We start from the raw sequence: 13,340 nt of genomic DNA, 5'->3' as shown, positions 1-13,340 counted from the left end.
ATCCCGGCGAAAGCCGGGAGCCAGCGCCATACGCGACATCCTTTGTAACCCTGGGTTCCGGCTTTCGCCGGAATGACGGGTGGAGAAATCAAATGCCCAAAGTCCTTATTTCCGACAAAATGGATCCCAAAGCCGCCGAGATTTTCCGCCAGCGCGGGGTCGAGGTCGATGAAATCACCGGCAAGACGCCAGCCGAGCTGATCGCGATGATCGGCGAGTATGACGGGCTGGCGATCCGCAGCTCGACCAAGGTGACCAAGGAAATCCTCGAAGCCGCGACCAACCTCAAGGTCGTCGGGCGCGCTGGGATCGGTGTCGACAATGTCGATATTCCCGCCGCCAGCGCCAAGGGCGTGGTGGTGATGAACACCCCGTTCGGCAATTCGATCACCACCGCCGAACACGCGATCGCGCTGATGTTCGCGCTCGCGCGCCAATTGCCCGAGGCCGATGCCTCGACCCAGGCGGGCAAGTGGGAGAAGAACCGCTTCATGGGCGTCGAGCTGACGTCGAAGACGCTGGGACTGATCGGCGCGGGCAATATCGGATCGATCGTCGCCGATCGTGCGCTGGGGCTGAAGATGAAGGTCGTCGCCTTCGATCCGTTCCTCAGCCCCGAGCGCGCGATCGAGATCGGCGTCGAGAAGGTCGAGCTCACCGAATTGCTGGCGCGCGCCGATTTCATCACGCTGCACACCCCGCTGACCGACCAGACGCGCAACATCCTGAGCGCCGAAAATCTCGCCAAGACCAAGAAGGGCGTCCGCATCATCAACTGCGCGCGCGGCGGGCTGATCGACGAGGCGGCGCTGAAGGAAGGGCTCGATTCGGGGCATATCGGCGGCGCGGCGCTCGACGTGTTCGTCGAGGAGCCGGCCAAGGCATCGCCCTTGTTCGGTACGCCCAATTTCGTGTCGACTCCGCATCTCGGCGCATCGACCAGCGAAGCGCAGGTCAATGTCGCGATCCAAGTCGCCGAGCAGATGGCCGATTTCCTGGTATCGGGCGGCGTTACCAATGCGCTCAACATGCCGAGCCTGTCGGCCGAGGAAGCGCCGCGGCTGAAGCCCTATATGGCGCTCGCCGAAAAGCTGGGCTCGCTGGTGGGGCAGCTGACGCATGGCGCGATCGGGCGGATTTCGATCCACAGCGAGGGCGCGGCGGCCGAATTGAACCAGAAGCCGATCGTCTCGGCAGTGCTCGCGGGCTTCCTGCGGACGCAGACCGACACGGTCAACATGGTCAACGCGCCGGTGCTCGCCAAGGAGCGCGGCATGGAAGTGCGCGAGGTGCGGACCGAGCGCGAGGGCGATTACCACACGCTGCTGCGCGTATCGGTGAAGACCGACGCGGGCGAGCGTTCGGTGGCGGGCACGCTGTTCGGCGATCAGGCCCCGCGCCTGGTCGAGCTGTTCGGGATCAAGGTCGAGGCAGATCTGGCGGGGCATATGCTGTATGTCGTCAACGACGATGCCCCGGGCTTCATTGGCCGGATCGGCACGACGCTGGGCGAGGCGGGAGTGAATATCGGCACGTTCCACCTCGGCCGCCGCGATGCCGGTGGCGAGGCGGTGCTGCTGCTGTCGGTCGACGAACCGGTCACCGCCGAGCTGATTGCGAACGTCCGCGCACTGCCGGGCGTGCGAACGGTAATGGCGTTGCGGTTTTAGGTGCATGGCCCTCTCCCCTTCGGGGAGAGGGCAGGCGAGCGCAGCGAAGCCGGGAGAGGGGCAGGGCCGATGCACTTCGTTACAGCCCCTCTCCCCGGCCCTCTCCCCGGAGCGGAGAGGGAGTGATGGTTTCGGCGACCGGATTTCTATAGCCTGCGGGTCCTCAGGGAGAGGGAGTCTGCATGTGCCCAAAACTGACGATGTCCTGCTTCAACGCGCCCGCCAGATGCGCACCCAGCAGACTCCGATCGAACAAAAAATCTGGCTCTACCTGCGCGGCAAACGCTTCGCCGGGGTGAAGTTCAGCCGGCAGGTGGTCATCGGCCCCTACATCGCCGATTTCGTCGCGCGTTCGCAAAAACTGGTGATCGAGGTTGACGGCGACAGCCACGCGACCGACACGCGTCGCGACGAGAAGCGGACGGCGTTTCTGCAGGCACAGGGGTATCGGGTGGTCCGGTTCGACAATCGCGCGGTAGGCAAGAATTTGGCAGGGGTGCTTCAGGCAATTGCCGAGGCGCTTGATGGACAGCCCCTCTCCCAACCCTCTCCCCGGGGGGGAGAGGGCTTTTGACCGGTCTGCTTCCCGAAGGTTTCCACGATCGCCTGCCCCCCGTCGCCGATGCGGCGTCGCGGCTCGAGCGGCGGGTGCTCGATACCGCTTATGGCTATGGCTATGAGCAGGTCGATCCGCCGCTTGCCGAGTTCGAGGCGGCGCTTGGTGCGCGGCTCAAGGCTGCGCGCGCGAGCGATGCGGTGCGTTTCGTCGATCCGGTGAGCCAGGCGACGCTGGCGATCAGGCCCGACATCACCGCACAGGTGGGGCGCATTGCCGCCACCCGGATGGCGCATCACCCGCGCCCTGTTCGCCTCTCCTATGCCGGCGCGATCCTGAAGCTTCGCGCCTCGCAGCTTCGGCCTGAGCGGACGATGCGCCAGATCGGCTGCGAGCTGATCGGGCTCGACAGTGTCGCGGCGGCGCGTGAGATCGTCAGCGTCGCGGTCGAGGCGCTGACCGCTGCGGGCATCACCGGCCTGTCGATCGATTTTACCTTGCCCGATCTGGTCGAGACGCTGGGCGATCTGCCGCCCGAGCAGCTCGAGCCACTGCGGATCGCGCTCGACGGCAAGGACGCCGCCGGCGTGGCCGCGATCGCGCCCGCCTATCTGCCGCTGATCGAGGCGGCGGGACCGTTTGACCAGGCGCTGGCCAAGCTGCGCGGCAGCGCGCATGGGGCGGCGCTAGCCACCAGGCTCGACGGGCTGGCGGCGATTGCCGAGGCGTTGCCGGCGAACGTCGCGCTGACGCTCGACCCCACCGAACGGCATGGCTTTGAATATCAAAGCTGGCTCGGCTTTTCGATCTTTGCCACCGGAATCCCGGTCGAAATCGGGCGCGGCGGCACCTATACCGTGATGCATGACGGCGGCACCGAAGAGGCGGCCGTCGGGTTTTCGCTCTATGCCGACCCGGTGCTCGAAGCCGGCTGCATCGCGGTCGAGCGGCGGCGGCTGTTCGTGCCCGAAGGAGCCGATGCTGCGACATGGCGCGCGCAGGGCTGGGTCACGGTCGCGGCCCTGACGCCAGAAGACAGTGCGGCGGCGCAATTATGTACCCATGTGCTTGGGGCCAACGGACCGGAGGCGATTTGAAGCTGAACGAACTGGGTTGGCGGACCGAACATGCCAATCGCGCCGCGCTGGTGGTCGATGCCGCCGATTATTACGCCTATGCGCGCAAGGCGATGATGGGCGCGACCGACCAGATCATCCTGGTCGGCTGGGACTTCGACAGCCGGATCATCCTCGACCGCAGCCGTCCCGATGACGGCGCGCCGACCGAACTGGGGCCGTTTCTGAGCTGGCTGGCCGATAATCGACCCGGCTTGCAGATCAATATCCTGGCGTGGAGCCTGGTGACGATGAAGCTGTTGGGGCGCGGCACCACGGTGCTGCGGCTGGCGCGGTGGATGAAGCACAAGCAGATCACCTTCAAGACCGACGGCGCGCATCCCTTCGGCGCAAGCCATCACCAAAAGATCATCGTGATCGACAATTGCATGGCGTTTTGCGGCGGGATCGACATGACCGCGTCGCGATGGGACACGCGCCAGCATCTCGACAATGACGAGCGGCGGCGGCGGCCTTTCACCGAGCGGCGGTATATGCCCTGGCACGACGCATCGATGGCACTTGAAGGGCCGGTGGCGGGGGCGCTGGGCGATCTGGCTCGCGCCCGCTGGGAGATTGCGGGCGGCGATCCGCTGCCGGTGCCGCAGGTGGCGTGCAACGCCTGGCCCGACGCGCTTCGCCCGCAATTCGAAGATATCGAAGTCACGATCGGCCGCACGCGCGGTCTGAACGGTGAGATCGAGGAAATCCGCGAGATCGAGGCGTTGTTCGTCGCGATGATCGAGCGGGTCGAGCGTTACGCCTATATCGAAACGCAATATTTCGCCTCGCGGGTGATCGCCGAGGCGATTACCAAGCGGCTCGACGAGGAAAACGGACCCGAGTTCGTGATCGTCAATCCCAAGGTAGCCGATGGCTGGCTCGAGGAAGAAGTGATGGGCGCGGCGCGCGCCGAATTGATCGACGCGATGCGCGAACATCCCAACCACCACCGCGCACAAATCTATACCCCGGTGACGCATCGCGAGGCCGACATCTATGTCCATGCCAAGGTGATGATCGCCGATGACCGCGTGCTGCGCGTGGGGTCGGCCAATATGAACAACCGCTCGATGGGGCTCGACAGCGAATGCGACGTCGTCATCGAAGCGACCGACGACGCGATGATCGCGACCATCGCGGGCCTGCGCGCCGGGCTGATGGCCGAGCATCTGGGGGTCGAGCCTGAGGTGGTCGAGCAGACGCTGGCCAAGACCGGTTCGCTGATCGAGACGGTCGAGCGGCTGCGCGGCAGCGGGCGTTCGCTGGTGCCGTTCGATCCGCCTGAAAAGGCCGAATGGCAGCGGGTGATGGCCAATGCCCAGGCGCTCGACCCCGAACATCCCGAAGCCGCGTTCGAACCTTCGCGACGCGGGCTGACGACCCGGGTGCGCGATCGCGCGCGGCGGGTGCGGGGACGGTTGCGGCGGCGGATCTGACTCGCTCCCCTCCCTGAAAGGGAGGGGCTGGGGGTGGGTCGAGTGTTCGCGATACGGTTGCCGTAGCCTGACGCGCGGCCGTCGCTCCCGGACCCTACCCACCCCCGACCCCTCCCTTTCAGGGAGGGGGGATCAGAGGCCTAACCGCTGCGTCAACCACGCCGCCGCTTCGGTGGGGGTGTCCTTGTCGGTGTCACGATCGACGCGGTAATTTGCTTCGCGCATTGCTTCGACATCTACCCGGCCTACCAGCGGCGCCAGCGCGGCGAGGAAGCGGTCGTCCTGCGCGCGCGCAGGGGCGACCAGCAGTAGCGCGTCATAGCCGGGAATGGCGTGGCGGGGGTCGGTCAACACCATTAGCCGGTCGGCGGCGATCCGGCCGTCGGAGGAGAAGGCGGGGATGACGTCGGCGGCACCGCTGGCCAGTGCGCGGTACATGAAGGTTGGGTGATAGGCGTTCTGGCTCGCGAAGCGCAGGCCATAGCGGTCGCGGACGTTGCGCCATTCGGGGCGTTCGAGGAACTCGACATCGGTGCCGAAGCGAAGCCGTGGCGCAACGCGCGCCAGATCGGAGAGCGAGGTGACCCCCAGCCGCTTCGCATCGGCCCCCCGCATGGCAAAGGCATAGGCGTTTTCAAACCCCAACGGCCCGACCAGCCGAACGCCATGCACCTCGCGCGCCCAATCGCCGACCCCGCGCACGATGGCCTCGCGCGGTGGAATGTCGTCGCGGCGCATTTCGTTCGCCCAGATCGTGCCCGAATAATCGACATAGACGTCGATATCGCCGCTTGCGAGCGCGCCGAACGCCACCGCCGATCCCAACCCTTCACGATAGCGCACCGCATAGCCGGCGTCGGTCAGCCGGTCGCCGATCAGCCGGGCGAGGATATATTGCTCGGAAAAGCCTTTCGCGCCGACGGTGACGGTCTTCGCACCGCTGGGCACAGCGGGGGCGAGCGCGGCGAGCAGGCCGAACAGCAGCGCGCCGAGGCTGGCATAGACCTGCAATCGCCGGCGGGCGCGGATGCCGTGTTCGGCAAGTGCCAGCAGCAGATCGACGGTGAGCGCGAGGCCGGCGGCACCGATGCAACCGGCGAGGACGAGGCTCCAATTCTGCGTCTGGAGCCCGGCGAAGATCAGGTCGCCAAGGCTGGGCTGGCCCACGGTGGTGGCGAGCGTCGCCGCGCCGATCGTCCAAACGGCGGCGGTGCGGATGCCCGCCATCAGCACCGGCGCGACCAATGGTGCCTCGACGATCCGCAGCTTTTGCCACGCGGTCATGCCGACGCCATCGGCTGCCTCCAGGATCGCGGGGTCGAGCGTGGTGAGGCCGGTGACGCCGTTACGCAGGATCGGCAGCAGCGCGTAGAGCGTCAGCGCTAGCAACGCGGGCAGGAAGCCGAGCGCGGGGACGCCGCCGCCGACCAGGGCCGAAAGCCACAACAAGGCGGGATAGAACAGCGCCAGCAGCGCGAGCGCGGGGACGGTCTGCACCAGGCTGGCGAACCCAAGCGCCACGCGCGCGACGGCGGGGCGGCGCGCCGACCACACCGCCAGCGGCAATGCGATCGCGAGGCCGAGCAGCAGTGCGCTGAACGCCAGCAGGACATGCTGCGCCAGCAGATCGGGTACGCGGACGAAGGCATCGCTCATGCGCCGCGCTCGAGCGCCGCCAGCGCATGCGCCTGTTCGCGCGGCACCGCGACCAACGCGTCGGCGGCAGGCCCTGCGCGCCCCGCCATCAGATCGGCGGGGGAGGCATCGGCGGCGATCGCGCCATCGGCCATCACCAGCACGCGATCGGCGAGCAGCATCGCCTCGGCCATGTCGTGGGTAACCAGGATCGTGGTGAGGCGTAGCCGATCGTGCAGCGCGCGGATCGCCTTGCCCAGCTCGCTGCGGGTGACCGGATCGAGCGCGCCGAACGGCTCGTCCATCAGCAGCAATTTGGGCTGGGTGGCGAGCGCGCGCGCGACGCCGACCCGCTGGCGCTGGCCGCCCGACAGCGCATCGGGCGTGCGGCGGGCGATGTCGGCGGGAAGATCGACGAGGCTGAGGAGTTCGGTGATGCGCGCATCGGTTTTCGGGAAGGGGGTATCGCCGATCCGCAAGCCGATCGCGATATTCTCCGCCACGCTCAGATGCGGGAACAGCCCGACATTCTGGAAGACATAGCCGATCCGGCGGCGCAGCGCGTGGGCGGGGCCGGTGGCGACCGGCGCGCTGTCGATCGTTACGCGGCCGCTGCTGGGATCGACCAGCCGGTTGACGGTCTTGAGCAAGGTCGACTTGCCCGATCCCGAGGTGCCGACCAGCGCGACGAAGCTGCCGCCGGCGATCGCCAGGTCGACCCCGCGCACCGCGACCACGCCGCCTGGATAGGTCTTGGTCACGCCTTCGAAGGCGACCGCGGGGCCCGAAACATCTGGCATTGCGCCAAGCCATGCGGAAGGATGGCGGCAAGGTCAAAAGAAAGGGCGAGGATGGGCGAGGACAGGCATCGCAAGCGGCTGTTCGTCACCGGCGGCGGATCGGGGATCGGGCGCGCGGTGGCGCGGTTGTTCGCCGAGCGCGGCTGGCAGGTGGGGCTGGCCGATATCGACGACGCGGCGATGCAGGCGGTGCAGCGCGAACTGCCGGCGGGGCGCGCGAGCTGCCATAGCATGGACGTGCGCGATCGGGCGCAATGGGAGCGCGCGCTCGCCGATTTCGCGCCCGATGGACGGATCGATGTCGTCTTCAACAATGCTGGGATCGCGGTGGGCGGGGCGTTTGCCGATGCCGATCCGGGCGCGCTCGAACGTTGCATCGCGATCAACTTCACCGGGGTGGTGCACGGCGCGCATACCGCGCATCGCTATCTCAAGGCGACGCCGGGATCGTGCCTGCTCAACACCGCGTCGGCGGCGGGGATCTATGGCACCTCGGGCGCGGCGATCTACAGCGCGACCAAGTTCGCGGTGCGCGGGCTGACCGAGGCACTGGACGGCGAATGGCGCGCCGACGGGATCAAGGTGCGCTCGTTGATGCCCAGCTTCATCGATACGCCGCTGCTCGATGCGATGGTGGCAGGCACCAACGTGAACGTCCGCGAGCGGGTGGCGGCGGCGGGGCTCGAATTCACCCCGGTCGAGCGTGTCGCCGAGGCGGCATGGGCGGCGGTGCATGGCGATTCGGTGCACACCGTGGTGGGCAAGACCGCGCAGCGGATGCGGTTCGCCGCGCGCTGGATGCCGGGGCGGTTGCGCCAGCAGATGCGGCGGGGGGTCTAAAAGCCTTCTCCAACTTGCGGGAGAAGGCTTTCTGGTTAGTCCACCAGCGCGTCGATCGCCTGCGCCATGTCGATATCGCGCGCCGACAGCCCGCCGGCGTCGTGGGTCGTCAACAGGATTTCCACACGGTTATACACATTCGACCATTCGGGGTGATGGTCGGCCTTTTCCGCCAGCAGTGCGACGCGCGTCATGAAGCCGAATGCTTCGACGAAATCGGCAAAGCCAAAGCTGCGGGTGATCGCGTCGCGGGCTTCGTTATGATCCCATTCGGGCAGGCCTTCGAGCGCCTCGACTCGCTCGGCTTCGCTCAGTTGCTCGATCATCTTGTGTCTCCTATGCCCGGCGTCATGGCCGAAACCACTGCCGCTTGCCAAGCCGCTCCCGACGCCGCCGCGATCGAGGCGATGGCGCGCGCCGCGCTGGCGCGAATCCCGTCGCCCTTCGCCGAGCATCTGGCCGACGTCGTGCTGCTGATCGAGGATTATGCCGATGACGAGACGCTGGCTGCGCTCGGCATCGACGAACCGATCGAACTGACCGGCATCTATCACGGCCGCCCGATCGGCGAGAAATCGAGCTTCGAAAGCGGCGCGCTGCCCGATCGCATCCATCTGTACCGTCTGCCGATCCTGTGGGAGTGGATCGAGACCGGCGTCGCGCTCGACGCGCTGGTGCATCATGTCGTGGTGCACGAGGTGGGGCATCATTTCGGGCTGTCCGACGACGACATGCACGCGCTGGAAGACGCCGCCGGGGAGGAAACTGCCGGGTGAGCCTGGCCTTCCACGACGTAAGCTGCACGCGCGGCGGGCGGGTGCTGTTCGCCGGGCTGTCGTTCGCGATTCCGCCGGGCGAGGCGCTGGCGGTACGCGGGCCGAATGGCGTGGGCAAGTCGAGCCTGGTGCGGCTGGCGGCGGGGCTGGTGCCGCCGAGCGCGGGGCGGATCGAGCGGCCCGAGCGGGTGGCGCTGATGCATGAAGGGATGGCGCTCGATCACGAACTCCCGCTGGGACAGGCGCTGGGCTATTGGGCGGCGATCGACGGGCGCGCTGACCGGGTCGAGGCGGCGCTCGATGCGGTGGCGATGGCCGACCTGGCCGAAGTGCCGGTGCGGTTCCTGTCGACCGGGCAGCGACGGCGCGCGGCGCTGGCGCGGGTGATCGCGAGCGATTCGGCATTGTGGCTGCTCGACGAGCCGGCAAACGGCCTCGACGTCGCGGCGGTGGCGCGGCTGGGGGAGGCGATTGCGGCGCACCGTGCCGGCGGCGGCGCGGTGCTGGTGGCGACGCATGTGCTGGTGGCGTTGCCCGACGCGCGCGAGATCCTGTTGTGAGCGCGTTCGCCGCGATTGCCTGGCGGGAGGTGCGGCGCGCCTGGACCAGCGGCGGGGTGCTGTTGCCGGTGGCGTTCTTCCTGTTGGTGACGATCCTGTTCCCCTTTGCGGTGGGACCGGATGGCGCGCTGCTGGGGCGGATCGCTGGCGGTGTGGTGTGGTCGGCGGCGTTGCTGGCGGCGTTGCTGCCGGTGGAACGGCTGGTGGGGCCGGACCTCGAGGCCGGGGTGATTGACCAATGGGTGGTGCGCGGGATCGGCGATCCGCTGATCGCGCTTGCCAAGATCGCGGGGCATTGGCTTGGTTTCGGGCCGCCGCTGATCGCCGCGACGGTGATCGCGGCGGGGCTGCTCGGCATGTCGGGCGAGCAATTGGGCCGCACTGCGCTGGCGCTGGCGATCGGAACGCCGGGGCTGGCGGCGCTGGCGGTGGCGACCAGCGCGCTGACCGCGGGCTTGCGCGGGGCGGGGGCGATTGCCGGGCTGGTGATGCTGCCGCTGGCGCTGCCGCTGCTGATCTTCGGCGCTGGCGAGGGGCCAGGGGCGGTGAAACTGCTCGGCGCGGTCAGCCTGTTGCTGCTGGCGGGCGCGCCGTTTGTCGCCGGCGCTGCGATGAAGGTGGGACGCGAGTAGCGGCGGGGGCCGGATGACAGCCGGTGCGCGCTGTGGCAAAATAGCCGTCTTGGCAAGAGAGGGAGCCGGGCGATGCGCGTGATGGTGCTGGTAAAGGCGACGACCGACAGCGAGGCGGGGCTGATGCCTTCGCCCGAATTGCTGGCGGCGATGGGGCGGTTCAACGACGAGTTGGTCGCGGCGGGGATATTGCAGGCGGGCGAGGGGCTCAAGCCGTCTTCCGCCGGCAAACGGGTGGCGTTCGATGGCGATGGCCGGGAGGTAAGCGACGGCCCATTCACGCAGACGCGCGAGCTGGTCGCGGGATTTTGGCTGTGGAACGTCGCCGACCTTGATGAGGCGGTGGCGTGGGTGAAGCGCTGTCCCAACCCGATGCCCGGGCCGAGCGAGATCGAAATCCGGCCGCTATATGAGGAGGCGGATTTCGCGGCGTAGGGGGCCGCTCTCGTCCCACACTCTTCACCCCGGCCTTGTGCCTGGGCCCACGGTGCGGTGGATCCAGTTGCTTGGTAGCAGTCGTCTACTTCCCCCCTCCCTGAAAGGGAGGGGTCGGGGGTGGGTGGCCACCGCAGGGTACGGGCGCCGCGGGGTTGGGGCGACCGTATCGCGAGCACTCGACCCACCCCCAGCCCCTCCCTTCCAGGGAGGGGAGTTTCGGTTAGTCCCGCGACCACCGCGCGAAGATTGCCGTCGGTAGTTCGAGCCCGCGCGCTTCCTCGCGCACCGCCAGCTCGCCTGCCTCGACCGTCCCGCCTAGATCGGCGAACGCCTGCCGCACCAGCTCGCCGATCGCGAGCGCCGACATGCGGACCGCGTACACCGTCAGGAACAGGAAGCGCGACTCGGCGTCGAGCAGCCGGCGGCAGTCGGCGACCAGCGGGGCGAGATTCTCCTCGAGCTTCCACACCTCGCCCGCCGGGCCGCGGCCCCATTTGGGGGGATCGAGGATGATGCCGTCATAGCGGCGGCCGCGGCGGACTTCGCGCGCGGCGAACTTGCCCGCATCCTCGACCAGCCAGCGGATCGGCGCGTCGGTCATGCCCGACAGCGCCGCATTGGCCTTGGCCGCCTCGACCGATTTCTTCGACGCATCGACATGCACCATCCGTGCCCCCGCCGCCGCCAGCGCGAGCGTGCCGACGCCGGTATAGCCGAACAGGTTCAGCGCCTCGGGATCGGGCACGGCCTCGAGCCGGTCGCGCATCCAGTCCCATACCGGGGCCATATCGGGGAAGAAGCCGAGATGGCGGAACGGGGTGTTCTGCGCGGTGAAGGCGACTTCGCGCCAAGCCAGCGGCCAGCCGTCGCGCGGGACCGGACCGTTATAATGCCAGCGCCCGCCGCCTTCGTCGTCCGACGCGGGGATGAACTCGCCATCGGCCTCCCATACCGGATCGGAGGGCGCCCACATCGCCTGCGGCTCGGGGCGGATGAAGCGATAGTCGCCATAGCGCTCGAGCTTGCGACCATTGCCCGAATCGATCAGGCCGTAATCGGCCCACGCCTCGCCGGTGAGGGTGACGAGCGTCATGCGACCATTCCGTTCGACTCGAGCGCAGTCAAGAAACGGGGGCGGCGGGGGGCTTGGCGGTTTCTCGACTTCGCTCGAAACGAACGGGGGGCTCGAAACGAACGGGGGGCCCGAAACGAACGGGGGGCAGGTTCAACCACGCGGCGTCGCCCGCTGGGCGATATACGCGGTCACCGCGTCGAAGGTCGCGTCGATCGTGTCGTAGCGTTCCTCGCGGTCGAACAAATCGCCCATCCGCGCGGGCAGGCCCGGCCGCACCCCGGTCGAGCGTTCGACCGCGTCGCGGAACTTGGCGGGATGCGCGGTCGCCAGCGTCACCATCGGGGTGTCGCCCAAATCGGCGCGCGCGGCGGCGAGGCCGATCGCGGTGTGCGGGTCGATCACTTGCCCGGCACGTTCGTGCGCCCAGCGCAGCGCTTGGGCCATGCCGTCGGCGTCGATCGATGCCGAGGTGAACAGCCCCGCCGCGCCCTCGCGCTGGCGGTTGGTGAGCATCATCGCGCGGCTCGATTCGAACCCCGCCATCTGCTCGGCGAGCGCCGCGCCGCTGCGGTCGCCCAGTTCGAACAACAGCCGCTCGAAGTTCGAGCTGACCTGGATGTCCATCGACGGCGTCGCGGTCGGGGTGACGATACCGCTCGAATAATCGCCGGTGCTGAGCGCACGGTGGAGGATGTCGTTGACGTTCGTGGCTACGATCAGCCGCTCGATCGGCAGCCCCATCCGCGCCGCGACATAGCCCGCGAACACGTCGCCGAAATTGCCGGTGGGGACCGAGAAGGCGACCGGGCGCTCGGGACCGCCCAGGCGGACCGCGGCGTAGAAATAATAGACCACCTGCGCCATCAACCGCGCCCAGTTGATCGAATTGACCGCCGACAGCGCATAGCGGGTCGAGAAAGCCGGATCGCGGAACATCGCCTTCACCAGCGCCTGCGCGGTATCGAAATCGCCGCGGATCGCGATGTTGTGGACGTTGGGGGCGATCACCGTCGTCATCTGGCGGCGCTGGACGTCGCTCACGCGGCCCTCGGGATGGAGCATGAAGATGTCGACCCCGACGCGTCCCGCCAGCGCATCGATCGCCGCCGATCCGGTATCGCCCGAGGTGGCGCCGATCACCGTCAGCTGGCCCTCGCGCCCCGTCAGGAAGCGCTCGAACAGCAGGCCGACGAGCTGGAGCGCGACGTCCTTGAACGCCAGCGTCGGGCCGTGGAACAGCTCGAGCAGCCAGTGGCGCTCGTCGAGCTGGACCAGCGGGGTGACCGCGGCGTGCGCGAAGCGGCTATAGGCGGTGGTGCAGAGGTCGCGCAGCTCGTCCTCGGTCAGGCTGCCCGCAACGAAGGGCGCCATCACCCGCACCGCGGTCTCGACATAGGACAGCCCCTGCATCGCCGCGATCTCGTCGCGGCTGAAGCTCGGCCATGTCTCGGGCACGTACAGCCCGCCATCGGCTGCAAGTCCCGCCAGCGTCACGCCCTCGAAATCGAGGACGGGCGCGTTCCCCCTGGTGCTGATGTAGCGCATGGGGGCAGCGATTAGGCGGTTCGGCGGGCGGGGGCAATCCAAGCGCTGGTTGGGCGGGGTGATGGGAATGTTGGCGGGTGCTGTCGGTGGCGGGCGCCGCGATGGGCCCCGATTCGGCGCGTGCGATGCTCGGAAAGCTACAAAAGCTACACTACGTACCCCCCGAATCGGCTTCCGCCGGGGATCGAAACGCGATGCCGGGGTGGGGTGGGAGTGGCTGTGCATGTGGCGAGCGTATCAAACGGGGTAGTTGTAGGAC

14 protein-coding genes are annotated in these 13,340 nt (G+C 68.1%); 9 read left to right on the top strand and 5 right to left on the bottom strand.

Annotated elements, in window-relative coordinates; genetic code table 11:
* Window positions 1-92 precede the first annotated feature (92 nt).
* From serA to OKW76_RS08775, 4 genes are all read left to right on the top strand, one after another.
* Complete coding sequence (serA, locus tag OKW76_RS08790) at window positions 93-1,670, top strand: phosphoglycerate dehydrogenase (RefSeq protein ID WP_265548545.1); 1,578 nt, start codon at window positions 93-95, stop codon at window positions 1,668-1,670.
* Between the two features lie 184 nt (window positions 1,671-1,854).
* On the top strand, window positions 1,855-2,244 hold the full coding sequence (locus OKW76_RS08785) for an endonuclease domain-containing protein (protein WP_265548544.1): 390 nt from the start codon (window positions 1,855-1,857) through the stop codon (window positions 2,242-2,244).
* Window positions 2,241-3,323: an ATP phosphoribosyltransferase regulatory subunit gene (locus OKW76_RS08780; protein ID WP_265548543.1), complete on the top strand. Its 1,083-nt coding sequence runs from the start codon at window positions 2,241-2,243 to the stop codon at window positions 3,321-3,323. Before OKW76_RS08785 ends, OKW76_RS08780 begins: the two co-directional genes overlap by 4 nt.
* The gene (locus tag OKW76_RS08775) at window positions 3,320-4,780 is read left to right on the top strand and encodes a phospholipase D-like domain-containing protein (protein ID WP_265548542.1); all 1,461 of its coding nucleotides are present in this window, start codon (window positions 3,320-3,322) and stop codon (window positions 4,778-4,780) included. The genes OKW76_RS08780 and OKW76_RS08775 overlap by 4 nt, the downstream gene beginning before the upstream one ends.
* A gap of 132 nt (window positions 4,781-4,912) precedes the next feature.
* Here OKW76_RS08775 and OKW76_RS08770 read toward each other — a convergent pair whose 3' ends face one another.
* Both OKW76_RS08770 and OKW76_RS08765 read right to left on the bottom strand, forming a co-directional pair.
* Window positions 4,913-6,436 (bottom strand): ABC transporter permease/substrate-binding protein, encoded by a 1,524-nt coding sequence (locus OKW76_RS08770; protein WP_265548541.1) that lies wholly within the window; start codon window positions 6,434-6,436, stop codon window positions 4,913-4,915.
* Complete coding sequence (locus OKW76_RS08765) at window positions 6,433-7,215, bottom strand: ATP-binding cassette domain-containing protein (RefSeq protein WP_265548540.1); 783 nt, start codon at window positions 7,213-7,215, stop codon at window positions 6,433-6,435. Before OKW76_RS08765 ends, OKW76_RS08770 begins: the two co-directional genes overlap by 4 nt.
* A gap of 51 nt (window positions 7,216-7,266) precedes the next feature.
* Between OKW76_RS08765 and OKW76_RS08760 the strand changes: the two genes are divergently transcribed.
* Window positions 7,267-8,055 (top strand): SDR family oxidoreductase, encoded by a 789-nt coding sequence (locus OKW76_RS08760; protein WP_265548539.1) that lies wholly within the window; start codon window positions 7,267-7,269, stop codon window positions 8,053-8,055.
* A gap of 35 nt (window positions 8,056-8,090) precedes the next feature.
* On the opposite strand, the gene OKW76_RS08755 is transcribed toward OKW76_RS08760, so the two are convergent.
* Window positions 8,091-8,381 carry a 4a-hydroxytetrahydrobiopterin dehydratase gene (locus OKW76_RS08755; protein ID WP_265548538.1) on the bottom strand — a complete coding sequence of 97 codons (291 nt, stop codon included), beginning with the start codon at window positions 8,379-8,381 and terminating at the stop codon, window positions 8,091-8,093.
* Window positions 8,382-8,405: 24 nt separating this feature from the next.
* Here OKW76_RS08755 and OKW76_RS08750 point away from each other — a divergent pair, with 24 nt between their 5' ends.
* From OKW76_RS08750 to OKW76_RS08735, 4 genes are all read left to right on the top strand, one after another.
* A complete protein-coding gene (locus OKW76_RS08750) occupies window positions 8,406-8,831 on the top strand; it encodes a metallopeptidase family protein (RefSeq protein ID WP_265548537.1) in 426 nt (141 codons plus the stop codon).
* Window positions 8,828-9,391 carry a heme ABC exporter ATP-binding protein CcmA gene (gene ccmA / locus OKW76_RS08745; protein WP_265548536.1) on the top strand — a complete coding sequence of 188 codons (564 nt, stop codon included), beginning with the start codon at window positions 8,828-8,830 and terminating at the stop codon, window positions 9,389-9,391. The genes OKW76_RS08750 and ccmA overlap by 4 nt, the downstream gene beginning before the upstream one ends.
* On the top strand, window positions 9,388-10,023 hold the full coding sequence (locus tag OKW76_RS08740) for a heme exporter protein CcmB (protein WP_033920404.1): 636 nt from the start codon (window positions 9,388-9,390) through the stop codon (window positions 10,021-10,023). The genes ccmA and OKW76_RS08740 overlap by 4 nt, the downstream gene beginning before the upstream one ends.
* A 72-nt stretch (window positions 10,024-10,095) precedes the next feature.
* Window positions 10,096-10,458, top strand: coding sequence for a YciI family protein (locus tag OKW76_RS08735; RefSeq protein WP_265548535.1), 363 nt, complete (start codon window positions 10,096-10,098; stop codon window positions 10,456-10,458).
* Window positions 10,459-10,681: 223 nt separating this feature from the next.
* Here the strand turns inward: OKW76_RS08735 and OKW76_RS08730 are convergent, their stop codons facing one another.
* Both OKW76_RS08730 and thrC read right to left on the bottom strand, forming a co-directional pair.
* Complete coding sequence (locus tag OKW76_RS08730) at window positions 10,682-11,554, bottom strand: class I SAM-dependent methyltransferase (protein WP_265548534.1); 873 nt, start codon at window positions 11,552-11,554, stop codon at window positions 10,682-10,684.
* 132 nt (window positions 11,555-11,686) lie between these two features.
* Window positions 11,687-13,081 carry a threonine synthase gene (gene thrC, locus OKW76_RS08725; RefSeq protein WP_265548533.1) on the bottom strand — a complete coding sequence of 465 codons (1,395 nt, stop codon included), beginning with the start codon at window positions 13,079-13,081 and terminating at the stop codon, window positions 11,687-11,689.
* Window positions 13,082-13,340: the final 259 nt, after the last annotated feature.

Source organism: Sphingomonas sp. S1-29 (genome assembly GCF_026167545.1).
Taxonomy (GTDB): domain Bacteria; phylum Pseudomonadota; class Alphaproteobacteria; order Sphingomonadales; family Sphingomonadaceae; genus Sphingomonas.
Note: the sequence above shows the minus strand (reverse complement) of the source record. Positions and strands in the feature narration are given on the sequence as shown.

Excerpts from the sequence above, each read along its gene's own strand:
- OKW76_RS08760 (WP_265548539.1), top strand. The coding sequence starts at position 7,267 with ATGGGCGAGGACAGGCATCGCAAGCGGCTGTTCGTCACCGGCGGCGGA.
- serA (WP_265548545.1), top strand. The coding sequence starts at position 93 with ATGCCCAAAGTCCTTATTTCCGACAAAATGGATCCCAAAGCCGCCGAG.
- OKW76_RS08755 (WP_265548538.1), bottom strand. The coding sequence starts at position 8,381 with ATGATCGAGCAACTGAGCGAAGCCGAGCGAGTCGAGGCGCTCGAAGGC.
- OKW76_RS08770 (WP_265548541.1), bottom strand. The coding sequence starts at position 6,436 with ATGAGCGATGCCTTCGTCCGCGTACCCGATCTGCTGGCGCAGCATGTC.
- OKW76_RS08735 (WP_265548535.1), top strand. The coding sequence starts at position 10,096 with ATGCGCGTGATGGTGCTGGTAAAGGCGACGACCGACAGCGAGGCGGGG.
- OKW76_RS08750 (WP_265548537.1), top strand. The coding sequence starts at position 8,406 with ATGGCCGAAACCACTGCCGCTTGCCAAGCCGCTCCCGACGCCGCCGCG.
- OKW76_RS08730 (WP_265548534.1), bottom strand. The coding sequence starts at position 11,554 with ATGACGCTCGTCACCCTCACCGGCGAGGCGTGGGCCGATTACGGCCTG.
- OKW76_RS08765 (WP_265548540.1), bottom strand. The coding sequence starts at position 7,215 with ATGCCAGATGTTTCGGGCCCCGCGGTCGCCTTCGAAGGCGTGACCAAG.
- thrC (WP_265548533.1), bottom strand. The coding sequence starts at position 13,081 with ATGCGCTACATCAGCACCAGGGGGAACGCGCCCGTCCTCGATTTCGAG.